This is a genomic window from Streptomyces qaidamensis (assembly GCF_001611795.1).
GTDB lineage: Bacteria > Actinomycetota > Actinomycetes > Streptomycetales > Streptomycetaceae > Streptomyces > Streptomyces qaidamensis.
The window spans coordinates 1,034,591-1,057,871 of the sequence record NZ_CP015098.1 but is presented as its reverse complement, the minus strand read 5'-3'; the positions used below and the strand labels follow the sequence as shown (position 1 = coordinate 1,057,871).

General features: G+C 69.8%; 24 protein-coding genes and 3 pseudogenes. 23 read left to right on the top strand and 4 right to left on the bottom strand.

All coding sequences use genetic code 11. From position 1 onward, the window contains the following. Positions 1-730 precede the first annotated feature (730 nt). From A4E84_RS04375 to dpgD, 4 genes are all read right to left on the bottom strand, one after another. Entirely contained in the window at positions 731-1,273 is a 543-nt protein-coding gene (locus A4E84_RS04375) for a GNAT family N-acetyltransferase (RefSeq protein ID WP_079128866.1), read from the bottom strand. 45 nt (positions 1,274-1,318) lie between these two features. Next, the gene (locus A4E84_RS04370) at positions 1,319-1,708 is read right to left on the bottom strand and encodes a cold-shock protein (RefSeq protein ID WP_062925268.1); all 390 of its coding nucleotides are present in this window, start codon (positions 1,706-1,708) and stop codon (positions 1,319-1,321) included. Between the two features lie 122 nt (positions 1,709-1,830). Beyond that, on the bottom strand, positions 1,831-3,942 hold the full coding sequence (locus A4E84_RS04365) for an ArnT family glycosyltransferase (RefSeq protein WP_237304829.1): 2,112 nt from the start codon (positions 3,940-3,942) through the stop codon (positions 1,831-1,833). Between the two features lie 101 nt (positions 3,943-4,043). Continuing rightward, positions 4,044-4,844, bottom strand: a complete 801-nt coding sequence (dpgD, locus tag A4E84_RS04360) for an enoyl-CoA-hydratase DpgD (protein WP_079129336.1) — start codon at positions 4,842-4,844, stop codon at positions 4,044-4,046. Between the two features lie 180 nt (positions 4,845-5,024). Here dpgD and A4E84_RS04355 point away from each other — a divergent pair, with 180 nt between their 5' ends. The 23 genes and pseudogenes from A4E84_RS04355 (at position 5,025) to A4E84_RS04270 (ending at position 23,230) form a co-directional block, all read left to right on the top strand. After that, positions 5,025-6,065: an ornithine cyclodeaminase family protein gene (locus tag A4E84_RS04355; RefSeq protein ID WP_062925266.1), complete on the top strand. Its 1,041-nt coding sequence runs from the start codon at positions 5,025-5,027 to the stop codon at positions 6,063-6,065. A gap of 263 nt (positions 6,066-6,328) precedes the next feature. Beyond that, the gene (gntD, locus tag A4E84_RS04350; protein ID WP_063827490.1) at positions 6,329-7,330 is read left to right on the top strand and encodes a guanitoxin biosynthesis L-enduracididine beta-hydroxylase GntD; all 1,002 of its coding nucleotides are present in this window, start codon (positions 6,329-6,331) and stop codon (positions 7,328-7,330) included. 2 nt (positions 7,331-7,332) lie between these two features. Then, positions 7,333-8,448, top strand: a complete 1,116-nt coding sequence (gene vioD, locus A4E84_RS04345; protein WP_062925265.1) for a capreomycidine synthase — start codon at positions 7,333-7,335, stop codon at positions 8,446-8,448. 115 nt (positions 8,449-8,563) lie between these two features. Further along, complete coding sequence (locus A4E84_RS04340) at positions 8,564-9,820, top strand: sensor histidine kinase (RefSeq protein ID WP_237304827.1); 1,257 nt, start codon at positions 8,564-8,566, stop codon at positions 9,818-9,820. After that, positions 9,817-10,524: a response regulator transcription factor gene (locus tag A4E84_RS04335; protein WP_062925263.1), complete on the top strand. Its 708-nt coding sequence runs from the start codon at positions 9,817-9,819 to the stop codon at positions 10,522-10,524. Before A4E84_RS04340 ends, A4E84_RS04335 begins: the two co-directional genes overlap by 4 nt. Before the next feature lie 273 nt (positions 10,525-10,797). After that, on the top strand, positions 10,798-12,759 hold the full coding sequence (locus A4E84_RS04330) for an ABC transporter ATP-binding protein (RefSeq protein ID WP_335340821.1): 1,962 nt from the start codon (positions 10,798-10,800) through the stop codon (positions 12,757-12,759). Positions 12,760-12,848: 89 nt separating this feature from the next. Beyond that, a complete protein-coding gene (locus tag A4E84_RS04325; protein WP_062925262.1) occupies positions 12,849-13,070 on the top strand; it encodes an MbtH family protein in 222 nt (73 codons plus the stop codon). A gap of 14 nt (positions 13,071-13,084) precedes the next feature. Beyond that, positions 13,085-13,882, top strand: a complete 798-nt coding sequence (locus A4E84_RS04320; RefSeq protein WP_062925261.1) for an alpha/beta fold hydrolase — start codon at positions 13,085-13,087, stop codon at positions 13,880-13,882. A gap of 21 nt (positions 13,883-13,903) precedes the next feature. After that, positions 13,904-16,282, top strand: a complete 2,379-nt coding sequence (locus A4E84_RS04315) for an AMP-binding protein (protein ID WP_159029556.1) — start codon at positions 13,904-13,906, stop codon at positions 16,280-16,282. After that, entirely contained in the window at positions 16,272-16,421 is a 150-nt protein-coding gene (locus A4E84_RS42850) for a hypothetical protein (RefSeq protein WP_159029555.1), read from the top strand. The genes A4E84_RS04315 and A4E84_RS42850 overlap by 11 nt, the downstream gene beginning before the upstream one ends. A gap of 33 nt (positions 16,422-16,454) precedes the next feature. Further along, positions 16,455-16,945: pseudogene (locus A4E84_RS45445) on the top strand (condensation domain-containing protein); the annotation flags it as partial. After that, complete coding sequence (locus tag A4E84_RS45440; protein ID WP_335340850.1) at positions 16,946-17,401, top strand: AMP-binding protein; 456 nt, start codon at positions 16,946-16,948, stop codon at positions 17,399-17,401. A gap of 141 nt (positions 17,402-17,542) precedes the next feature. Further along, positions 17,543-17,710 carry a hypothetical protein gene (locus A4E84_RS04300; RefSeq protein ID WP_159029554.1) on the top strand — a complete coding sequence of 56 codons (168 nt, stop codon included), beginning with the start codon at positions 17,543-17,545 and terminating at the stop codon, positions 17,708-17,710. A 98-nt stretch (positions 17,711-17,808) separates the two neighbouring features. Then, complete coding sequence (locus tag A4E84_RS42840) at positions 17,809-17,967, top strand: hypothetical protein (protein WP_159029553.1); 159 nt, start codon at positions 17,809-17,811, stop codon at positions 17,965-17,967. Between the two features lie 371 nt (positions 17,968-18,338). Beyond that, on the top strand, positions 18,339-18,542 hold the full coding sequence (locus A4E84_RS45435) for a phosphopantetheine-binding protein (RefSeq protein WP_079128863.1): 204 nt from the start codon (positions 18,339-18,341) through the stop codon (positions 18,540-18,542). A gap of 46 nt (positions 18,543-18,588) precedes the next feature. Next, the gene (locus A4E84_RS42835) at positions 18,589-18,882 is read left to right on the top strand and encodes a condensation domain-containing protein (RefSeq protein ID WP_159029552.1); all 294 of its coding nucleotides are present in this window, start codon (positions 18,589-18,591) and stop codon (positions 18,880-18,882) included. After that, positions 18,879-19,118: a hypothetical protein gene (locus A4E84_RS42830; protein WP_062925255.1), complete on the top strand. Its 240-nt coding sequence runs from the start codon at positions 18,879-18,881 to the stop codon at positions 19,116-19,118. Before A4E84_RS42835 ends, A4E84_RS42830 begins: the two co-directional genes overlap by 4 nt. Before the next feature lie 145 nt (positions 19,119-19,263). Further along, a pseudogene (locus A4E84_RS45675) lies at positions 19,264-19,548 on the top strand (condensation domain-containing protein); the annotation flags it as partial. 207 nt (positions 19,549-19,755) lie between these two features. Further along, positions 19,756-19,998: a hypothetical protein gene (locus A4E84_RS44315; protein ID WP_237304825.1), complete on the top strand. Its 243-nt coding sequence runs from the start codon at positions 19,756-19,758 to the stop codon at positions 19,996-19,998. A 197-nt stretch (positions 19,999-20,195) separates the two neighbouring features. Continuing rightward, a complete protein-coding gene (locus A4E84_RS45670) occupies positions 20,196-20,513 on the top strand; it encodes an AMP-binding protein (protein WP_107308262.1) in 318 nt (105 codons plus the stop codon). Positions 20,514-20,523: 10 nt separating this feature from the next. Next, positions 20,524-20,588: pseudogene (locus A4E84_RS45940) on the top strand (AMP-binding protein); the annotation flags it as partial. Positions 20,589-21,788: 1,200 nt separating this feature from the next. Further along, entirely contained in the window at positions 21,789-22,205 is a 417-nt protein-coding gene (locus tag A4E84_RS04275; protein WP_062925252.1) for a thioesterase domain-containing protein, read from the top strand. A 434-nt stretch (positions 22,206-22,639) separates the two neighbouring features. Next, positions 22,640-23,230, top strand: a complete 591-nt coding sequence (locus tag A4E84_RS04270; RefSeq protein ID WP_257784333.1) for an FkbM family methyltransferase — start codon at positions 22,640-22,642, stop codon at positions 23,228-23,230. Positions 23,231-23,281 lie beyond the last annotated feature (51 nt).

Genomic DNA, 23,281 nt, shown 5'->3' with positions numbered 1-23,281 from the left:
GGTGCGTGTTGGCACACGGGAGGAACGTGCAGGTCAGGGGTAAAGCGTTGTCGGAGGCCGCTCGGGCGAGTGCCGCGGCCTCGGCCCCTGGGGAGCGGCGGGAGCCGGGACGCGCTGCGGTGAGCAGCCTGACTCCAGGCGTCGGCCGAGCGGGCCACGCGGGAGGCGACGCGACCGCGGTCCAGGTCGGCAGCGCCGAGGAGGAACGTATGTCCGCGTCCGGCAGGGTGGCAGGGTGGTGAGAGCGGAGAAGAACCTCTCGCCGGAGAAGGCGACTTCGCCGACCAGGTCGGCGTCGCCGGTGTCGAAGAACCGGCCGGATCCCCGACGCGGCCGTCAGGCGAGGTCGAGGCAAAGGCCGTCGGCGGTCGGCGCGTGGTCGATCGGAGGGTCGTGGTCCACGGTGCTGCCGATCAGCGTGGCGTCGTGGAGGGGCTGTGGGAGGGGGTCGGAGTGGTGCTTGGGGGGGGGGTCGGAGTGGTGCTCTGGGTGGGGGCGCCGCTCTTGTCGGGGGCCTTTTCCTTGTCGTTGGTGCCGCATGCGGTGAGGGCGGTCGCGAGTGCGAGTGCCGTCACGCCGGCCCTGAGGGCGCGTCGACGCGAAGTTCCGTGAGTGCGGGACGTCTTGGTCATGCGTCACTTCCTTTGCCGAAGGGAGCCCGGGTGCACTCCAGCCTACAGATCAGGAACGACAACCTTCTGAATTCGGCCATTCTTCGGCGGCGCCCTGCTCACTGCTGTTCCAGCGTCGCCCATCGCTCTGCGGGGAGAATGAACTGGCTGATTTCCACGTGTGTTTGTTTCTGCCGGTCGAAGAATCCGTGCTGTCGCGTGTACGTGAAGCCGAGGTGCTCCAGCAGGCGCGCGGAGCGCGTGTTGCGTGCGTCGCACTCGGCCACGGCCGCCCGCAGCCCCTGGCCGAACAGCGTGGCCAGTACGCCGCGGACGGCCTCGGACGCGTAGCCCTGGCGTTGCCGGGCGCGGGCGATGCTGAAACCCAGCTCGGCTTGCGCGCCGCCCGGATGCCGGTTCACGGCGATGTCGCCGATGAGGTGCTCGTCCTGCTTCAGCTCGATCGCGTAGGGAAACCAGCCCGGCCGGGCGGGATCGCGGCGGGAGTATTCGTCCACCAAACGACGTGCCGCCGGGAGGGGCAAAGGGAAATCCCAGTTCTGGTAGCGGGCGACTTCGCGATCCGAGCGGTAGGCCGCGAAATTCGGGACGTCGCTGGGAAGGAAACGCCTGAGGCGGAGCCGGGAGGTTTCGATCTGCATCCCGGAAGAATCCAAGGGTTGTGCGGCCCCTGGATAGAGCGTGTATCAGCCATCCGTCCAGCTGTGTTCCTTCGCGAACCGGGCCAGTCCGGCGCGCGCCTGCAGGATCTGCTCGCCGGTGAGCGACGGGACCGACGTCAGGAGGACCTCGGTGACCTCCCGGAGGAACTCCTGCGCGCTGAGGACGTCGCACAGGGAGTCGTCGAAGGGGGCCGCCGGCCTGCTCTCCGTGCCCGGGGCGAGGCGGACCGCGGACGCCTTCGGTCCGCGGTCGCCGTTCTCGATCTCGAACTCCACCTTCACGCCGGGACGCACGTATTCCTCGGCCACGTGCATGTCGTTCACGTGCAGGAACACGTCGTCCCCGCCGCTCTCCGGCGATATGAATCCATAACCCCGCACACTGTCAAAACGCACTACACGACCAGCAACCATGACATCTCCCGTCGGAATCAGGCCCCTTGCCTGTAGGAGCCCCTTGCCCGAGGATTCCGGTGGGAAAGGGTAGTGGCGACCGTGCCGTCGAGGCGAGGCCGCCGATTGAACGGCCCGTCGCGTCAGTCGCCGCAGCGGTAGAGGGTGCCTTGGACGTCCTTGTCGTTGCCGCCGAAGGTGGTGGCCGGTACGGCAGTGCAGTCGGCTCTCACCCATGCGCGTACCGCGTCGACGGCCGTGTTCCTGCGGCCCTGGGTCTGCGCGTAGCCCTGCCAGCCGTCGGCGCTGAGCAGGACGAAGCGCAACTCCCCTTCGGAAACGAGTCTCTTGATCTCGTCCGGTGCGGGCGTCGGCGAACCGCCGCTGAATCCCCCCATCGGCAGCACGGTGGCGCCGGTGGCGAGAATGTAGTTCCAGGACATGACGGCGGAGTCGTTGGCGAACACGAACTTCGCGCCGTCGCCGTGCTGTCGGGCGTACGCGAGCAACTGGTGCTGGCTGTCGGTGAGGACGTCCGACTCGTTGAGCGACGCCGAGGCGGCGGCCGTGCCGCTCGGAGCGTTGCCCACCCCCACGACGTTGGCCGCCCGTCGAACCGCGTTGCCGCCCGTGGCGAACGGGCCGGCTGACGCGTCCATCGCGCTGCCGGCGTACGTCGGGTCGAGCACCGACAGGGACCAGGCCGCGGGTCCGGCGAACATGGTGACCAGTCCGGCCGCCAGCCCGACCAGGGCCAGTCTGCCCCTCCGCCGGTCCTTGCGGTGGGCGACGACGAGCGAGGGTACGGCGACCAGGCCGGCCAGAATGAGCAGCCACGGCAGCCACGGCAGGAAGTCCGGATACAGGAAGCAGAGGAAGGCGCTCCACACCAGTTCCACAGCGATCACCGCGGGCAGCACCCGCACGCTCCGGCCTTCCAGGTACGCCTTCCAGAAGGCCGCGAGACCGGCCCCCGACAGTGCCGCGAGGGCGGGCGCGAGCATGGCGACATAGGCGGTGTGCGGCACTTCGATGGCGCTCAGCACCAGGGCGCTGATGGCCAGCCAGCCTCCCCACAGCACGAATCCCCCGCGCAATCGGTCGGTGCGCGGGACTTTACGCCGCCAGCCGGCGCAGAGCACCAGACTCGTCAGCGCCAGCGGGTACAGCCAGCCCACCTGTGGGGCGAAACGGCTGCCGAGGAGCTTGCCGGGGACCGACCCGCCGCCGGAGGGGTGGGTGTCCGGCGATGAGCCGAGTGCGCCGGCCGGGTTCGGCGCGCCCGCCTGGTCCGGTACGCCCGCCTGCTCCGGCGCGCGCTCGCCCTGCGGCGGTCCGACCGTGTCGTTCATCTGGCTGACGGAGCCGGGGATCAGGTCGCGGGAGAACCGGTTGAGGCCGTTGTAGCCGAAGACCATGCTGAACGCCCTGTTGTCGGTGGTCCCGTCCACGTAAGGCCGTTCCGAGGCCGGGACGAATGTCAGGACCGCGACCCAGGACAGGGAGACCGCGAGGGTGACCGCGCCCGCGGTCAGCACGTGGACCACCCTGCGGCGCAGCGGCGCGGGTGCGACCACGAGATAGCCGACCGCGAGGGCCGGCAGGATCAGCCAGGCCTGCAGCATCTTGGCCTGGAAGCCAAGGCCGATCCACACCCCGGCGAGCAGGAGCGGCCGCAACCGGGCGCTGAACATGGCACGTTGGCAGGCGTCGGCGGCCAGGACGAGACACATGGTCATCGCCCCGTCGCCCATGGAGTGCCCGAACATGGATGCGACCGCGGGGGTCAGCGTCATGATGCCGGCCGCCAGCAGGCCCGGTACGACGCCCGCCCAGAGGCGTACGACCCGATACAGCACGAGGACGCTGATCACGCCTTCGATGGCCTGGGGGAGCGTCAGTGACCAGGCGTGGAACCCGAAGAGGCGCGCGGACAGGGCCTGCGGCCAGAGGAAGCCGCCGAGTTTGTCGAGGGTGAGGGTGGCGCCCGGGTCGAGGGCGCCGAAGAAGAACGCCCGCCAGCTCTCCGACATGCTGCGGGCCGCGACCGCGTAGAAGGGGGCGTAGCCGCTCGTGGTGATGTTCCAGGAGTAGAGCAGGGCCGCGAGGGCGGCGATGCCCAGCAGCGCGGGTCTCGCCCAGCGGGGCTGATCCGCGGGGGACTTCCACACCTCCCAGCGTCTGTGCCGGCCGGGCGGGGCCGGTTCGCGCTCCGGCGAGGGGGCGTCGGTGGTGAGCGGCGCGGCACTCATCATCGGCCGCATCCGCGGCAATATGTGTCCATGACAAGAAGCTAGGGTGTTCGTCACGCCGAAGACCACGCCGAGCGGGATCCGGGGGATACGGATTCGGCCGATCAGCGTCCCCGCCACTTCGGTTCGCGTTTTTCGGCGAACGCGCGGGGGCCTTCGACCGCGTCCGCGCTGTGCATGCGCCGCTGTTCCCAGGGATATCCGGCCGCGAAAGCCTCCTCCAGGGACAGACCGGCCGACCGGGTCGCCGCCTCTTTGATGGCGCGGACCGACAGAGGGGCGCTGCGCACCAGGTCGGCCACCCACGTCTCGGCGCAGCCGTCCAGATCCCCTGACGGTACGACCTCGTTGACGAGGCCGAGTTCGTACGCCCGCACCGCGCCCATCGGGCGTCCGGTCAGCAGATGACCCATGGCCGTCTTCCACGGCAGCTGCCGCGTCAGCCGGAACACGCCGCCGGCCCCCGCGATCAGCCCGAGAGCGGCCTCGGGCAGAGCGAACCGCGCGTCCTCGGAGGCCACCACGATGTCGCAGGCCAGCGCCAGTTCGAAACCACCGCCCAGCGCGTGACCGCGTACCTTCGCGACCACCGGCTTGGTCAGGTCGAAGCGCTCCGTGAGCCGAGGCCAGCCGGGCTTCCCCCGGCTTCCGAACGTCGAGGGCGCGGCGAGGCCGGCCCGCTCCCGGGCGGCCAGCTCCTTCAGATCCTGCCCCACGGAGAAGGCGCGGGTGCCCTCACCGGCGAGCAGGGCCACCCGCATGTCGTCGTCAGCCTCGAAATCGTCCCATATCTCGCCGAGTTCCTCGTGCATACGAAGATCCATCGCATTGAGGACCTCGGGCCTGTTCAACGTAATTCGAGCGACGTGATCAGCCTTTTCGTAGCGCACCCGCGACAGATTCATCATGGCGTGCACTGTAGATATCCATGTTCAACCGGAGCGCGGCCGCAGTTGAACGTATCTGTCGCCGGCCGGGCCGAAGATTGATGTCCGGCGCACGGCCGGGCCATAGTGCAACGGCGAGCGCGATTCGCGCTTTCGGTTCCTGTCCCCGTGTGATGCGAAAAATGTGCAGGAGGGGCCGTGCTTCAGCTCACCGATGGTGACGTGGAGAAGCTCATCGAGACGGTCGATGTCGTGGATGCCGTACGTGAGGTGTTTCTCGCCCGCGCGGCACAGCGCGCGGTGCTCCCGGAGGAGAGCTGCCTGCGGTGGACCAACGACCATGGTGAGTCCTGTCGCAGTCTCAACATGCCCGGTCTCGTCGAGATCGGCGGCAGACGATTCGCCGGCACGAAGATCATCAACGCGAGCCTGGGCAACCCGGACCGCGGACTGGCGCGTGCCGACGGCCTCGTCCTCCTCTTCGACCTCACCACCGCCCGGCCGGTCTGCCTCATGCCGGCGGCCCGCGTGTCGGCCGCCCGTACCGCGGCGGTGAGCGTGCTCGCGACCGAGCTCAGCTGGGCCCACCCCACCCGCTCCGTCGCGGTCGTGGGCGCCGGAGCGCTCGCCGACGCCCATCTCGGGCTGGCGCTGCGCCGATGGCCGTCCCTGCGGACCGTACGGCTCCACGACCGGGTCCCCGAGCGGGCGGCGCTCCTCGCCGAACGCCTGGGATCCGCCCACCCCGAGGTCGCCTTCGACGTCACCGGTACGGCCGAGGAGGCCGTACGCGGGGCGGAGCTGGTCATCCCGGCCACGACGACGACCACCGGGTACATCCCCGCGGAATGGATCGCGGAGGGAGCCGTCGTCGTCAACGTGTCCCTGGACGACCTGCTGCCCGATGTGTTCACGAGCGCCGACAAGGTGATCGTGGACGACTGGAGCCTCGTCGCCGCCGACACCACACGGCTGCTCGGCAGGATGTACCGCGCCGGCGACGTCCTGCCGCCGCCGCGCGCACGTGCCGCTGACGCCGCCGGGCCCCACGGTGTGGAGGTCGCCGCCGAACTCTGCGACATCATCAGCGGCACCGCCTCGCCCCGCACGTCCGCCGCCGACCGCGTCGTGATCAACCCGTTCGGGATGTCACTGCACGACGTGGCGGTCGCGGGCCGGATCCACACAGCACACCTCGGCACGACGCCGTCTCCCCTCGCGGGAGCCGCCGTGACGTGACCCAGCCAACTCCTGCTTTGACCGGCGATCTCACTGCGCAGACGCGCCCATCGCCCGGTGAGGAGTGCGAACCAGCGTTCGCTGCGGCAGCGCAGAGCACACAGCAGCAATCCCATGTGCGGATGTCGATGTCGAAGGATCGCGACCAGCGGTGCCCCTGAGGCGCCGCTCGGCCAGCACCTTCTCAACGGGCCGGAGAGAACTCCTCGATGGCGTATCCGAAATGCAGTCATCCCTGAAAAGCACGGAGAGGCAGTTCCACCATGGAAAAACTGACACTCGACGCGGCCGAAATCGGCGCGGTCGACGAGATCCTCGACACGTTCGAGGGGGAGCTCGAAACCCTCGATTCCGAGGACGCGCTACACCGCGCCACCCTGCTCGCCCACGAACTGCCCCGCCGGATCAGGCACCACCTCAACGCCTTCCGGATGGAACAGCTCTCCGGAGTGCTGTGCATATCCGGATACCAGGTGGACGAGAAGCGCCTCGGGCGCACCCCCGCGCACTGGCGCGGACAGGCGCAGCCGTCGCCCAGCCACCGTGAGGAACTGCTCCTCCTGATGTACAGCTCCCTGATCGGCGACCCCTTCTGCTGGGCGACCCAGCAGGACGGACGGCTCATCCACGACATCATCCCGATCCAGGGCCACGAGCACGAGCAGCTCGGCTCCAGCAGCGAGGCACTCCTGACCTGGCACACCGAGGACGCCTTCCACCCGCTCCGGGGCGACTTCCTCACCTTCGCCTGTCTCAGGAACCCCTACCAGGCGGCGACCACCATCGGATACGCCGACGACCTGCGCCTGCCCGACGACGTCAGGGACGTGCTCTTCGAGCGGCGGTTCACCATCCGCCCCGACGAGTCCCACTTCAGCAAGAACAACTCCGTCACCGATGCCGAGGCGTTCGAGGACATAGAGAAGATGCAGACCGACCCCGAGCCGGTGGCCGTCCTCTTCGGCGTCCCGGACCGGCCCTACGTCCGGGCCGACCCGTACTTCATGGACGTCCCCGAGGACGACGGTCAGGCGCGCTTCGCCCTCGATGCGCTGTGCAAGGCGATGGACGAGGCCATGTTCGACCTCGTCCTCGAAAGCGGCGACTTCTGCTTCCTCGACAACTTCCGGGTCGTCCACGGCCGCAAGCCCTTCACCGCACGCCACGACGGCACCGACCGCTGGCTCAAGCGGATCAACGTCACCGGCGACCTGCGCAAGTCCCGTGGCGCCCGGGACGCCAGGGCGATCCGAGCGGGGGCCTGAAAATGAGGCTCCGACCCGCACCCCTGGAGGACTGGCTCCGCGAGTCCTACTTCACCGCGGACATCGACATCAGCTCCAGCGGCGTCCACTCGTACTCCATGGCCGAGCTCCGCGCGCTGACCGCGCTCCGCCACGACGACCTCGACCGGCTCGTCTTCGACGACGGCTACTCCCTCGGTGCCCCCGCCGTACGGGCCGCCGTCGCCCGGCACTCCGGCGACGTCGACCCGGACCGGGTCATGACGACGAGCGGCTCCGGCGAAGCACTTGCCCTGGTGATGTCCGCACTGCTCGAAGCCGGCGACGAGGTCGTCGTCGTCCGGCCCGGGTACCACCTGCTCGTCGAGTACGCGACCGCCCTCGGCTGCACCATCAAGGACTGGCACCTCGACCCGGAGCGGGACTGGCACCCCGACGTCGACGAGCTGGCCGGCCTGATCACCGAGCGGACCAAGGCGATCATCGTCAACTTCCCGCAGAACCCCACCGGTACCACCGTCACCGAGGACGAACTGCGCCGCATCGTCGCCCTGGCGGGCGAGGCCGGCGCGTGGCTCCTATGGGACGGCGCGTTCCGCGACCTCACCTACGGAACGCCGCCGCTGCCCGACGTCACCACGCTCTATGAGCGGGCCGTCAGCTTCGGCAGCTTCTCCAAGGCGTTCGGACTGCCCGGACTCCGCTTCGGCTGGTGCGTCGCACCCACCGAGCTGCTGACGGACTGCGTCCACATCCGCGACTACACCACGCTCCACGTGTCGCCGCTCAACGAACTGCTCGCCCAGGCCGTACTGGAGAACGCCCCAGCCTTCGTCCAGCCGCGCCTCGACCAGGCCCGCCACAACCGCGAGCTCCTGCTCGACTGGGCCGCCGCACACTCCGACCTGGTTTCGCTCGCCGCGCCGGCCGGCGGTGTCAGCGCGTTCCCCCGGCTCGTCGGCGTCCCCGACGTCGACGCGTTCTGCGACGCGCTGTTCAAGAAGAGCGGAGTGCTCGTCATCCCCGGCTCGTGCTTCGACAGCCCGCAGCACATCCGGGTGGGCTTCGGCGGCCGTACGGACCAGCTGACCCAGGGCCTCGAACGACTCGCGAACGCCCTCAAGGAGACGCGTCGCTAACCGTGCACCACCCTCCTCCCTCGTGCGAGCGACACCCCGTCCCTCGCACGAGGGAGCACCTGATCACCGCACGGAGGGACGGCCGCGCACAGGGCCGACCACCATAATGACGGGTGTGAACCGTGCGAGTGCCTTGCGTGACAGCTGGACCGGAGTGCTGCGGCGGGCCTCGGTCCTCCCCCGCAACGCCGTGTTCGTCGTCACGCTGGGCGGGCTCGCGATCGCCGAATCGCTCGCCGAACTGGTCGCCGAGCGCGGATCGATCCCCCGGATGTTCGCGGCTACCACGCAGAACGCCACCGAGAATGTCGGCAGCATCCAACTCGCCATGGTCATCGGCATGTTATGCCTCTGCACCGCCCTGCCGCTGGCCCTCCTGCGCCCCGTCCTCGCCGGATTCACGGTCACCGCGGCGAGCTTCGGCTCCCTCACGATCTTCCACACGCTGACGCTGGCGGGCTTCGCCGCCCAACTGCTCGCCCAGTACCGGCTCGGCCGCCGCGGACACCTCATCGCGGCGATGCTGTTCAGCGTGCCGTTCCTCGCCCTCGCGCTCGAGGTCGCGGGCACCGGATCCGCGGACACCGCCGACTACCGCGTGCGCGCCGTCCTTCTCGCCGCGCTGGCCCCCATGGCCGCCTTCGCCGGACTCGCCGGCCGCGCACGACGGGGCGACCGGGAACACGACGCCACCCGCGAGGTCATGGCCGGCAGCCAGTGGGAGAACGCCGCCCGCGAGGAACGCGCCCGCATCGTCCGCGAACTTCACGACGTCGTCGGCCACCACGTCTCCATGATCGCCGTGCAGGCCGAGACCGCCCGGGTAGCCACCCCCGGCATGCCCGCCGCCGGCAGCGAACGGCTCCTCAGCATCGGTGACACCGCCCGCGCCGCCCTCACGGAGATGCGCCGCCTGCTCGGCGTACTGCGCGACGACGACGAGCCCCCCGCCGGTGCCGAGCGCCGGCCGCAGCCCGACCTCACCCAGCTCGACGACCTGCTCGACGAGGCCCGCAAGGCCGGCACCGCCACCATCCGGCTCATCCTCAGCGGCAGCCCGCGCCCCATGGGACCCGGCATCGAGCTGGCCGCGTACCGCATCGTCCAGGAGTCCCTCACCAACGCCCGCAAACACGCGACGGGCGCCCCCGTCGACGTGGAACTGCACTACGCCCACGACGCCCTGCACGTCAGCATCCGCGACAACGGCCCCGGAGCGCCGCCCGCGCCGCCCGGCAGCGGCGGCCACGGCCTGCTCGGCATGCGGGAACGGGTCGCCGCCGTGGGCGGTCAGATCAGCACAGGTCCGGCGGCCGCCGGTGGATTCCTCGTCAAAGCCAGTTTCCCCGCCAAGCCAGAACGGACCCCATGACCACCCCGCCGACCCCGATCCGCGTCGTCGTCGCGGACGACCACCTCGTCGTCCGCACCGGATTCGCCGCGCTCCTCGACTCCCAGCCGGAATTCACCATCGTCGAGACCGCCACCAACGGTGTCGACGCGGTCCGGGTCTGCCGCGAGGTGTCCCCGGACGTCGTCCTCATGGACATCCGCATGCCCGAGATGGACGGCATAGAGGCCACCCGGCAACTCCTCGGCGACGCGCCCGACGGAGCGGACGTCCCCCGCGTCCTCATCCTGACGACCTTCGACCTCGACGAGTACGTCTACGACGCGCTGCGCGCCGGCGCCAGCGGCTTCCTGCTCAAGGACGCCACCGCCGAGCGGCTCTTCGACGCCGTCCGCGTCGTCGCCGCCGGAGAGGCCCTGCTCGATCCCGGGGTCACCCGCCGACTGATCAGCGAGTTCACGAAGCTGCCCGCCGGCACTCCGGCCGCCAAGCCCGCGTCGTCGACCCTCGACACGCTCACGGCCCGAGAGACCGAGGTCCTGCTGCTCGTCGCCGACGGCATGTCCAACGGGGAGATCGCCGCCCGCCTCCACGTCACGGAGGAAACGGTCAAGTCACACGTCAGCCGGACCCTGACGAAACTCGGCCTGCGCGACCGCACCCAGGCCGTCATCACGGCGTACGAAACCGGCCTCGTCGTCCCGGGACTGCGCCGCACCGACTGAGCCCCAGCGGCTGAACGCATCCGGTAGCCCTCTGGTGGTCAGCGCCGTCGCTGACGTATAAGCGGCGGCGCTATTCACGCGTTCTTCCCCAGGGGGTGTTCCGGGGGCGTTCAACTGCGGCATCGCGTCAGTTGAAAGCCCCCTCTCCCGCCCGTCCCGGCACCACCGCCGGACACCATTGCCTCTTCAGGGCGCTCTCATGGATGCTTGCGGCCGAGCGAAGCTGTGCCGCGTAGAACACCGTGCGGCAATTTCCGTGAGGAGAAGTACGCTGTGAGAGTGACGGTGCGGGCGCCGGACGACGGAGAGTTCCCTGACCCGTCGGAGGAAGGCATTCGAGGCGGTGGTCCGGAAGGACACAAAGGAATTCGTCCCGGTACCATCCAGAGAATTTTCCCGTACGCAAAGCGGTATCGCTTACTGCTTTCCTTTCTCGTAGGTGCCTCCGCGCTCAGCGCACTCGTCACCGCGGCAAGCCCGCTGCTGTTCGGCATCGTCATCGACAAGGGCATCATGCCCGGCAACATGGACGTCGTCGTCTGGGTCGCCGCCGCGCTGCTCGCCCTCGCACTGGTCGACGCCCTGACGCAGTACTTCCAGGCGAAACTCTCCGCCCAGATCGGCGAAGGCCTCGTCTACGACCTGCGCACCCAGGTCTTCCGGCACGTCCAGGCGCAGCCGATCGGCTTCTTCACCCGAGCCCAGACCGGGTCCCTCGTCAGCAGGCTGAACACCGACGTCATCGGCGCTCAGCAGGCCATCACCGTGCTGATGGCCGAGACGGTCAACACCGTGCTGACCCTGGTCCTGGTGCTCGGCGCGATGTTCTACCTGTCCTGGCAGCTCAGCCTGGTGGCCCTGCTGATCGTCCCGATCTTCCTGATCCCGGGTAAGGCCATCGGCCGGCGCATGCAGCACCTCGCCCGCGGGAGCATGCAACTCAACGCAGAGATGGGCTCGTTGATGAACGAGCGCTTCAACGTCGCGGGCGCCATGCTCAACAAGCTGTTCGGAAACCCGGTCCGTGAGACGGAGCACTTCGCCGAACGAGCGGGCGCCGTACGGGACATCGGCGTGAAGACCAACGTCACCGCCCAGATGCTCGGCATCATCATGGGAGTCACCGCCTCCGTGACGCTGGCCCTGCTCTTCGGGTTCGGCGGAGCCCTGGTCATCAACGACGTCATCGCCGTCGGCACCCTCGTCTCCCTGGTCACGCTCGTCGGCCGGCTCTACACGCCGATCCAGCAGCTGTCCAGCATCCAGGCCAACGCCATGACCGCCCTCGTCAGCTTCGACCGGGTCTTCGAGATCCTCGACCTCGACCCGCTCGTCAAGGAACGGCCCGGCGCGGTCGACCTGCCGCCCGACCCCGCCGACGCGGCACCGGAGGTGCACTTCGACGGCGTCTCCTTCCGCTACCCCACCGCCGGCGAAGTCGCCCTGGCCTCCCTGGAGTCCACCGACCACGCCCGCGGCCCGGAGCGCAGCGACGAGGGATGGGTCCTCGACGGCATCAACTTCCTTGCACCCGCAGGGAAACTGACCGCCCTCGTCGGCCGGTCGGGCGCAGGCAAGACGACCATCACGAACCTGATGCCCCGGTTCTACGACCCCGTCTCCGGAACCGTGCGCATCGGCGGCCACGACCTCCGCGACCTCACCATGCAGTCCCTTCAGGACACGATCGGCGTGGTCACCCAGGACGCCCACCTGTTCCACGACACCATCCGGGCCAACCTCCTGTACGCCCGCACCGACGCCACCGAGCCGGACCTCGTCGAGGCCTGCCGGGCCGCGCAGGTCTGGGACGTCGTCGAAGCCCTCCCCAACGGCCTGGACACGGTCGTCGGCGACCGCGGATTCCGGCTGTCCGGCGGAGAGAAGCAGCGCATCGCCCTGGCCAGGCTGCTTCTGAAGGCGCCCTCCGTCGTCGTCCTCGACGAGGCCACCGCGCACCTGGACGCCGAGTCCGAGGTCGCCATTCAGCAGGCCCTCAGGACCGCGCTCAAGGGCCGTACGTCCGTGGTGATCGCCCACAGACTCTCCACCATCCGAGAGGCCGACCAGATCCTCGTCATAGACGACGGCCGGGTCCGCGAACGCGGCACGCACGAGCAGCTGCTGGCAGCCGGCGACCTCTACGCCGACCTGTACTACACGCAGTTCGCCCGGCAGGTCGTGGGAGAGAGCGGCGACGACGTGGTGCTCGGCGCCGCCGGGCCGACCAACTGACCCTCGGCGCCGCTACCACTGCCACTGCGACCCTCTGTTCGCCCTGACCTTCCCATTCCTTCCCGGAAACGCCTGAAGAGGAGACAGCCATGCGTACCGTCACCTTCGACTTCGAGAACGACGAAGCCCGGTTCAAGGTGCTCATCAACGACGAGGAGCAGTACTCGATCTGGCCGGCCGACCTGGCGGTCCCCGGCGGCTGGACCGAGACCGGCGTCAACGCCTCGAAGGCCGAGTGCGACGCCTACCTGGAGGAGACCTGGACCGACATGCGGCCCAAGAGCCTCCGCCTCGCGCTCGACGGTGAGTAAGGGGCCACACGGACATGCCGCACGTATTCACCAACGGCATTCGACTTTCCTACGAACGGTCGGGCCGCGGTGAACGGGTCCTCATGATCATGGGGTCCTCGGCCGCAGGACGGGTCTGGACGCTGCACCAGACCCCCGCGCTGAATGCGGCCGGCTACCAGACCATCACGGTCGACAACCGGGGAATCGCCCCCTCGGACATCCCCCCGGGGAAGTACACACTCGACGACATGGTCGCGGACACCCAGGGCCTCATCGAGGCCCTGGACGCGGCGCCCTGCCGCATCGTGGGTGTCTCCCTGGGGGCGATGATCGCGCAGGAACTGGCGATCCGCGCGCCGCACCTCGTCCGGTGCGCCGTACTGATCGCCACGAAATCGCGTTCCGACGTCACCCGTGCCGCGCTGGGATCCGCCGAACGAGCCCTGCTGCAGAACGGGACAAAGCTGCCCGCCGACCACCAAGCGGCCGTGTCGGCGCTGCAATGGCTCTCCCCTTCCACCCTCAACGACGACAAGGCCGTCTCGCTGTGGTTGGAGACTTTCCGGCTCTCCGGCGGCGAAAGCTCCGTCGGGCAGTCGTGGATCAACACGGACGCCGACCGCAGAGAAGCACTGCGGGACGTGTCCGCACCTTGTCGTGTCATCGCTTTCAGCGACGACTTCATCACCCCGCCACATCTCGCGGCCGAGGTCGCCGAAGCGATCCCGGACTGCGACTACGTGGAAATTCCCAAGAGCGGTCACTTCGGATATCTGGAACGTCCCGACGAGGTGAACGCGGCAATCATCGAATTCCTGGACAAGAACTAGCGGAACCGCGTGGGGGGCGTCATGAACGGTGAACTGGACAACAGGCGTGACCGATCGACCGATCTGCCGGCACTGAAATTGCCTACGGACCGGCCGTACACGCCGAACCGGCTCACCGAGGTGGCAACCGTCGGATTCGCAGTGCCGGCGCCGACCGTGGACCGGTCGCGCGCACTGGCCGACGAACACGGCGCGACGCTTCCTCAGACACTGCTCGCTGCGCTCATGGTGCTGATCGGGCGGTACAGCGGATCGGACGTTGTGGCAGTGGCGCTGGAGGGCTCCGGCGCGACGGTCCACCGCACGGACCTGTCCGGCGATCCGTCGTTCGCGGAGCTGCTCGAGCAGGTACGGCGAGGCGGATCGGATCGGGACCTCGGCCAGGACATGGACCTGTCGTCCGATGAAGCGCCGGCCATTGTGGCGGTCAGGGTCGGGGACACCGGTGAGGGTCTGGCGGGTGAGGTCCAGTACAGCACCGCGCTGTTCGACGCGGCGACGGTCGAGCGTCTCGGTGCGCATCTGGTGACGGTGCTGGAGGCGGTGGCCGCGGATGCGGGTCAGCGGGTGGGTGACTTGTCGGTGCTGGCCGTGGGTGAGTGCGAGGAGTTGGTGGCGGGTGGTGATGGTGGGTGTGTGGCGTTGCCGTTGGTGGGTGGGGTGCATGGGCTGATTGCGGAGTGGGCGGTTGCGGTGCCTGACGCTGTGGCTGTGGTGGCGGGTGGGGAGTCGGTGACGTATGGCGGGTTGATGGTTCGGGCGAATCGTCTGGCGCATCTCCTGCGCGGTATGGGTGTGGGTGCGGAGTCGGTGGTGGGGCTGTGTCTGCCGCGTGGGGTGGACATGGTCGTGGCGGTGCTGGCGGTGTGGCAGGCGGGTGGTGCGTATCTGCCGTTGGATCCGGAGTATCCGGCTGACCGTCTTGAGTTCATGCTCGCGGATGCGGGTGTGCAGGTGTTGGTGGGTGAGCGGTCGGTGGCCGGGGGGCTGCCGGTGGATGCGGTGCATGGCCGTGTGGTGTGGCTGGACGATCCGGCTGTGGTGGGTGTGCTGGATGAACTCCCTTCGGCGGCACCGGACGTGACGACCGTTGCTGACCAGCTGGCGTATGTGATCTATACGTCGGGTTCGACGGGGCGTCCGAAGGGTGTGCAGGTCGCGCAAGGTGGTGTGGTGAATCTGGCGCTGGCGTTGCGGTCGGCGCTGGGTGTCGAGCCGGGTGTGCGGGTGTTGCAGTTCGCGTCGCAGAGTTTCGATGCGGCTGTGCTGGATGTGGTGGTGACGTTGGCCGGTGGTGGGGCGCTGGTGGTGGCGTCGTCGGAGCAGCGTCGGGTGCCGGCGGAGCTGCAGGGTCTGGTCCGTGCTGAGGGTGTGGTGTCGGCGAGTGTTTCGCCGTCGCTGCTGGGTGTGCTGGACGAGGCGGCGCTGGCGGGTGTGGGCAGTCTGTTCGTGGGTACGGAGCGGGTCGGTGAGGCGGTTGTGCGGGAGTGGGCTCCGGGCCGCAGGTTCTTTGTCGGGTATGGGCCGACCGAGATCACGGTCATCGCCTGTGCGGGCCTTGCGGATCCTGATGCTCAGGGTGCGCCGGCGATCGGCAGGCCGCTGGCGAACACGCAGGTGTATGTCCTCGATGCGCAGGGTTTCGTTGCTCCGGTCGGGTCGACGGAAGAGCTCGTCGCCGGCGTCTGGGCCGGGGTACTGGGGCTCGACCGGGTCGGTGCGGACAGCTTCTTCGAGCTGGGCGGGCTGCTTGCGACGCAGGTGATCTCGCGGATCCGCGAGGTCCGTCGAGCTCGCCATGTCGGTGGTTCGATCAGCCGACCGTGCGGGGCCTGGCCCAGGGTCGCCCAGGCGTCGGGAACGGTCGCGCCGCCCATGACGGTCGCCGACCGCGCCCAGCCGCTGCCGGGTGAGCTGTGGTTCCTCGACCAGTTCCACCGGATACAACCTGCCCATGCCGATCCGGCTGGACGGCGCGCTGGACCTGGCCGCCCTGACTACCGCGCTGGATGCGATGGTCGCGCGGAAGTGCTGCGGACGCGTCTGGTGGCGGACGCGGACGGCGTACCGCATCAAGTGATCGACCCGCCGGGCCTTCCCGCTCGCGGTGGTCGATGCGTCCGGCGAGGCGGACCCCGACACGTACGCGGCGGAGCTGCTGCGCGCCGATGCGACGCAGCCGTTCGTGGCGGACGGCCCGTGGTTCGAGCCACCCTGACCAAGGTGGCCGACGAGAAGTACGTCCTGCTGCTGACGGCGCACCACGTGATCTTCGACGAGTGGTCGGACCACCTGTTCCAGCATGAGCTGTCGGGGTGCGGGCGAGCCGAACCCGCTGCCTCCTCTGCCCGTGCAGTACGCCGACTTCTCCGTCTGGCAGCGCGCATGGATGTCCGGTGACGTCCTGGACGGCCAGCTCGCCTACTGGCGCGACGAGTTGGCCCATGCGCCGGTACTCGACCTGCGACCGGCCGCGTCCGGCGGTTCGTTCCTCCGCGGGTGCGGTGCAGGCGTTCAGCGTGCCGGCGCGGACGACTGAGGCGCTGCACGACCTGTCGCGTGCGACGCGTCGGTGACGCTCCTCGCCGCCTTCGACGTGCTCCTCGGCCGCTACGCGGGCTCGGAGGACGTGGTGGTGGGCACGCCGGTCGCCAACCGGAACCGTACGGAGACGGAGGGCCTGATCGGGTTCTTCGTGAACACGCTGGTGCTGCGGACGGTTCCGGCGACCCTGCGTTCCGCGAGGTGCTGGCGCGCGTGCGGGAGACGGCTCTGGGCGCTTACGCGCATCAGGACGTGCCGTTCGAGCAGCTCGTGGACGAGCTGGTCACGGAGCGGGACCGGTCGCGCACCCCGCTGTTCCAGGTCCTGTTCAGCTATGTCGCCGACGGCGGCGTGTACACCAACCCGGACGGCGTCCTGCCGTCGAAGTTCGATCTGTCGGTCCGGATCGAGGGCAGCGGCGACACCCTGTCGGGGCAGATCGAGTACAGCACCGCGCTGTTCGACGCGGCGACGATGGAACGCCTGGCGGGTCATCTGGTCACTCTGCTGGACGCCGTTGTGCTCGACCCCGGGCAGCGGGTGGGTGAGCTGCCGGTGCTGTCGGCGGGTGAGCGTGAGCTGGTGGTGGAGGGGTGGAACGCGTCGTCGGTCGAGCTGCCGGCGGTGGCCGGCGTGCATGAGCTGATCGCGGAGTGGGCGGTTGCGGCGCCTGACGCTGTGGCTGTGGTGGCGGGTGGGGAGTCGGTGACGTATGGCGGGTTGATGGTTCGGGCGAATCGTCTGGCGCATCTCCTGCGCGGATGTCGGCGCCGAGTCGGTGGTGGGGCTGTGTCTGCCGCGTGGGGTGGACATGGTCGTGGCGGTGCTGGCGGTGTGGCAGGCTGCGTACTGCCGTTGGATCCGGAGTATCCCGCTGACCGTCTTGAGTTCATGCTCGCGGATGCGGGTGTGCGGGTCGTGGTGGGCGAAGGTCGTGGAGGGGCTGCCCGTCGAGCAGGGTGTGTGGCTGGATGATCCGGCCGTACGGGACACCCTTGCGTCCCTGAGATCGCCGGAGGTGACGACTTCGGCCACTGACCAGCTGGCCGTGATCTACACGTCGGGTTCGACGGGCCGCCGAAGGGTGTGCAGGTCGCGCACGGCAGCGTGGTGGGCATGGTGTCGGCGCTGGCTCCGGTCCTCGAAGCGGGTGCGGGGGTGCGGATGCTGCAGTTCGCGTCGTTCAGTTTCGACGCGGCTGTTCTCGACGTGGCGGTGACGCTCGCTTCCGGCGGCGTCCTGGGGTGGCGACGTCGGAGGAGCGGGCCGGGGCGGCGCTTCTGACGTCGATGCTTCGGATCGTCGTCTGAGCGGCCTATGTGGTTCCGGTGGTGATGGGAACACGTACGGGCCGACGGAGTCGACGGTCATGGTGATGCGGCGTGGTGGAGCCCGAGGGCTCGACGGGTGCGCCCGCGATCGGTGCGCCGGTGGCTGCCCGGGACGTGCTCGACGACCGGCTGAACCCGGTACCCGTGGGTGTGGCCGGTGAGGTGGGCGGTCCGCAGGTCGCCCCGGTTATCGAGGTCAGCCTGGTCTGACGGGCGAGCGGTTCGTCGCCGATCCGTTCGCCGCGGACGGCACGCGCTTGTACCGGTCGGGCGACCGTGCCCGCTGGCTGCCGGACGGGCAGCTCGAATTCGTCGGCCGGGCCTGGTCAGGTGAAGGTCCGCGGCTTCCGGATCGAGCCGGGTGAGATCGAGGCGGTCCTGACCGGCCACCCCCAGATCGGCAGCGAACGGCGACGTCGAGGACCGCCGCCTGGTCGTCTACCTGGTCCCCGCCGGCCAGACGGGCGGCATCCCGTCGGTCGCCGGCTCCGCGCGTACGCCGGCAGTCGGCTCCCCTCCTTCGCCGTCCGTCTTCGTGGAGCTCGCGGCCCTGCCGCTGACCCCGAACGGCAAGCTGGACCGTGCCGCCCTCCCCGAGCCGGGAGGCGGCGGCCCGAGGGACGCGTTCGTGGCCCCGGTCACGGCCACCGGAGGAGCTGCTCGCCGGTGTCTGGGCACAGGTGCTCGGGCTGGACCGGGTCGGTGCGACGGACAGCTTCTTCGAGCTGGGCGGGCACTCATTGCTGCACGCGACGTCAGGTGATCTCGCGGATCCGGGAGGCTGATCGGGGTCGAGATCGCCGCTGTCACCTGCTGTTCGACCAGCCGACCGTGTGCGGGCCTGGCCAGGCCGCCGTGGAGAGCGCCGACCGGGCGAACGCCGCGCCGCCCGTCGGCGTGGCGGACCGTACGCAGCCGCTACCGCTGTCGTTCGCGCAGCAGCGCCTGTGGTTCCTGGACCAGCTGGACCCGGGGCCGCCGGAGTACAACGTGCTCTGCCCGTCTGGCTGCGCGGAGAAGCCCCTGGTGGGCGCCCTGGCCGCCGCTCTCGGCGCCGTCGTCGCGCGGCACGAGGTACTGCGCACCCGCTGGTCGCCGGTGCGGACGGCATCCCGTACCAGGTGATCGACCAGCCGGCTGACACCTTCCCGCTCGCGCTCGTCGACGTCTCCGCGGAGCGCGACCCGGTGGCCGCCGCCGCGAACTGGTCGCCGCCGATGCGGTGCTGCCGTTCGCCCTGGCGGACGGCCCGCCGATCGAGCGCCATGCTGATCCGGGTGGCTCCCGACGAGCACGTCCTGATGCTGTCGGTGCACCACGTCGTCTTCGACGAGTGGTCGGATCAGGTGTTTCCAGCGTGAGCTCGCCGCCCTCTACGAGGCGTTCCGCGCGGGCGTGCCGAATCCGCTCCAGCCGCTGGCCCTGCAGTACGCCGACTTCGCGCTGGCAGCGGCAGTGGCTCTCCGGTGACGTACTGGACGGCCAACTCGCCTACTGGCGCGGCACTTGGCGGGCGCGCCGGTACTGGAGCTGCCCACCGACCGGCCCCGGCCGGCGGTACGTCCACCCAGGGTGCGGCGCTCCGGTTCACCGTGCCCGCGCATACGGCCGAGGCGCTGCGCGTCCTGTCGCGTGAACGGGACGACGATGTTCATGACGCTCCTCGCCGCCTTCGACGTCCTGTTGAGCCGCTACGCGGGCTCGGAGGACGTGGTGGTGGGTACGCCGGTCGCCAACCGGAACCGCGCCGAGACGGAGGGCCTGATCGGATTCTTCGTCAACACGCTCGTCATGCGACGGACCTGTCCGGAGACCCTTCTTTCGCCGAACTCCTCGGCCGCGTGCGCGAGACGGCTCTCGCGGCTTACGCGCACCAGGACCTGCCGTTCGAGCAGCTCGTGGACGAGCTGGTCGGTGAGCGGGACCGGTCCCGGACGCCGCTGTTCCAGGTCTGTTCACGTACGAGTCCCGGGAACCGGGAGCCCTCCCGGGCCGACGGTGACCTCTTCGGCCCGGACGCTCTCGCGACCGACTTCCTCGCGGGCAGTCTCCCGGCGAAGTTCGACCTGCTTCTCGCTGGGCGACAGCGACAGCGACGGTTCCCGCGCCGGCCACGGTGGTCTCGTCGGCGAGCTGCAGTACAGCACCGCGCTGTTCGACGCGGCGACGGTCGAGCGGATGGCGGGGCACATCGTCACCTGCTGGGACGCCGTGTGCTCGACCCCACGCGACCGGTGGTGAGCTGCCGGTGCTGTCGGCGGGCCGAGCGTGAGCTGGTGGCGGAGTGGAACGCGTCGCGGGTCGAGCTGCCGCGGTGGGGGTGCATGAGCTGATCGCGGAGCGGGCGGCGCCTGACGCCGACGCGGTGGCTGTGGTGGCGGCGAGCAGTCAGCTCGTATACGCGGAGTTGATGGTTCGGGCGACCGTCTGGCGCACTCCTGCGGTATGCCGGCGTGGCCCCGGAGTCGGTGGTGGGGCTGTGCCTGCCGCGTGGGTGGACATGGTCGTGGCATGCTCGCGGTCTGGCAGGCCGGTGGCGCGTACCTGCCCTGGACCCGGAGTACCCGGCCGACCGGCTCGAGTTCATGCTCGCCGACAGCGGCACGAAGGTGGTGGTGGGCAGCAGCATCTCGTGGACACTGCCGTCGTACCCGGTGATGGCTCGACAGGCGGACGCCCGGGGCGCCCTTGCTCGTCGTCGACGACCCCGGCACCGTCGCCGAGATCCGCCGGCTGCCGCCAGGCGCCCGAGGTGACGACTTCGGCCGGGACCAGCTGGCGTACGTGATCTACACGTCGGGCTCGACGGGCCGCCGAAGGGTGTCCAGGTCTAACGTGGGGCCTCCTCGCGGCGTGGCCGGAGACCTTCGGCGGGTGCGGATGCTGCAGTTCGCGTCGTTCAGTTTCGACGCTCCGACGGTGACTGATGCTTCCGGCGGCGGCGTGGTCGTGCACCGGCGGGGTGGAGCGCGGCGAGCCGCGGAGACTGGTCGCGGACGTGCGCCTGGACCGCGGTGCCGACATGGTCACTGCCATGCTCGCGTCTGGCGGCGGCGGCCGCTACCTCTCCCCGACCCGGCGCACCCGTCACGAGCGGCTCGCCTTCATGCTGGGCGACAGCGGCACGAAGGCGTGGTGACGCCGCAGCATCACGCGGCGACACTGACCGACGTACTCACCGATGTGATGACCGGCGTACAGGCGGACGCGACGGTCGCGCCGTTGCATGGAGGCCGTCGTCGACGACCCCGGCCCGTCGCCGAGCCGGGCCCTCGTACTGGACGAGCACCTCATGCCCGTACCCACCGGTGTGACGAGCTGTACACGTGCGGCACCGGTCGTCGCGCGCGGGCCGCCCCAAGGGTGTCCACGTCGCCGCACGCTAACGTCCCGTTCGCCGCCGACGGCACGCGCTTGTACCGTCGGGTCGACCCCGCCCGCTGGTGGCCCGTGATCCAGCTCGAATTCGTCGGCCTTCTCCGACGGTCAGGTCTGGTCCGCGGCTTCCGGATCGAGCCGGGCGAGATCGAGGCGGCGCTCACGCCGCCGAGCGGCGGTCGTGACCCGCGCCACTCCGGAACTGTTCCGACCGACCCGCGCGCCCACCGACCTGCGGTTCGGCGTCTTCGGCGGCGCCGACCTGCGGCGAGCTCCACGCTCGGCTGCCTACATGGTCCCGGACATCCTTCGCCCGAGTCAACATGCTGCCGCTCACGGACGAACGGCAAGCTGGTCGTGCCACCGGATCGAGCCGGGAGACATGGAGCCCGATCCGAAGCTGTCATCGGCCGCCGGGCCTCCCCGGCGGAGGGGCCCTCGCGGTGTCTGGTCCGAGGTGCTCGGGTTGGACCGGATCGGCGCCCACGACAACTTCTTCGAGCTGGGCGGCACTCGCTGCTCGCCACCCGTCGGTCGCGTCGGGGCTGATCCACGTGGATCGCGTCGGACCTCTTCGACCACCCGACGCCGCGGCGGGCGGCCGCCCGCCCCGTGCATGGCGGACCGTACGCAGCAGCTACGCACGCAGCAGCTTGACCGGCGAGGTCGCCGCGTTCGCCGAGGTCGCCGGGCACCTGGCCGAGGGACAGCGGTTCTACGGGTTGCAGGAACGCGGCCTGACCGGCGAGGACGCGCCGCCGTCGTCCGTCGAGGAGATGGCGACCACGTACATCGGCGAGATGCTGCGGGTGCAGAAGGAGGGCCCCTACCTGCTGACCGCGCAGTCCGGGAGCTCCTACGTAGCGCGACGGCTCACGGCCCTCGCCGGCGCCTCATCGCGCCGCCGCGCAGCCCTTCGCCTGGCGGTCGACTCGCGCGTTCGCCTGCGACACGAGAGCTGCGGTGGTCTTCGACGCGTCGCCGACTCGCCGCGGCAGGCGTTCCGCCCTCGAGCCGCTGGCCCTGCAGTACGCCGACTTCGCGGCATGGAGCGAGTGGCTCTCCGGTGACGTACTCACCCCCGGACCCGAGACCGGCCCCGGCCGCTCGTAGTCCACCCAGCTCCGGCGACGATGTTCATGACGCTCCTCGCCGCCTTCGACGCCTGGAGCCGACGGAGGAGATCGCCAACCGGAACCGCGCCAAGCGTCTGCGGTCATGCGCGCCCTCGTTCGGACCACCTTCTTTCGCCGACTCCGCGCCGCGTGCGCGAGCCTCTCGGACTACTTCGCGCACCAGGTGATCGAGAGCCCGGTGAGCGGGACCTCGCGGACGCGCCCAGGTCATGGTCCCGAGGCCGAACCGGGCGGCACTCGCCCCTGAGGCCGTGGGCGCGTACCTGAGCGCCGAGATCACCCGCAACTCCGCATGACGGGGCAGACCAGCACGTACGAACTCCCCAACGGGCGCAGGATCACCTGCGTCAGCCCGGCGCCAAGGTCCTGTGGGCGGAGGCCGTGGACGCGGGGCTCTACAAGTCGGCCGCGGACGCGCTGCGGCCCGGGACACCGTCCTCGACATCGGGGCGAACATCGGAATCGTCTCGCTGATGTTCGGCTGGGAAGCGCCCGATCTCAGGATCGTGTCCGTGGAACCCGCGCCGACCACGTTCTCCTGTCTGGAGGCGAATCTGCGCAGCCATCTGCCGGGCGCCGTCGCCGTACGCAGTGCGGTGGCCGACCGGGCCGGCGAGGCGACATTCACCTATTACCCGAGGTCGACCGGAAACTCCGGGCTGTTCGCCGACCAGCAGGCGGACGACGAGAACACCCGCGTATTTCTGCGCAACACCGGAATCCCGGAGGAATACATCGGCGAGATGGTCAAGGATCTGCACCGCGGTATCGACATGTCCGTGCCCACGCTCACCGTGTCCGATCTGATCAGGGCCCACGACCTGCCGGAGGTCAGCCTGTTGAAGATCGACGTGGAGCGCGCGGAACACCTGGTCCTGGCGGGAATCGAGGACGACCACTGGCCGCTGATCGGCCATATCGTCGCCGAGGTCCACGACCCGGCAGGCTCCGGACCCTGACCGACCTCCTCGAACGGCACGGCTTCACCGTCGCGGTGAACCAGCAGCCCA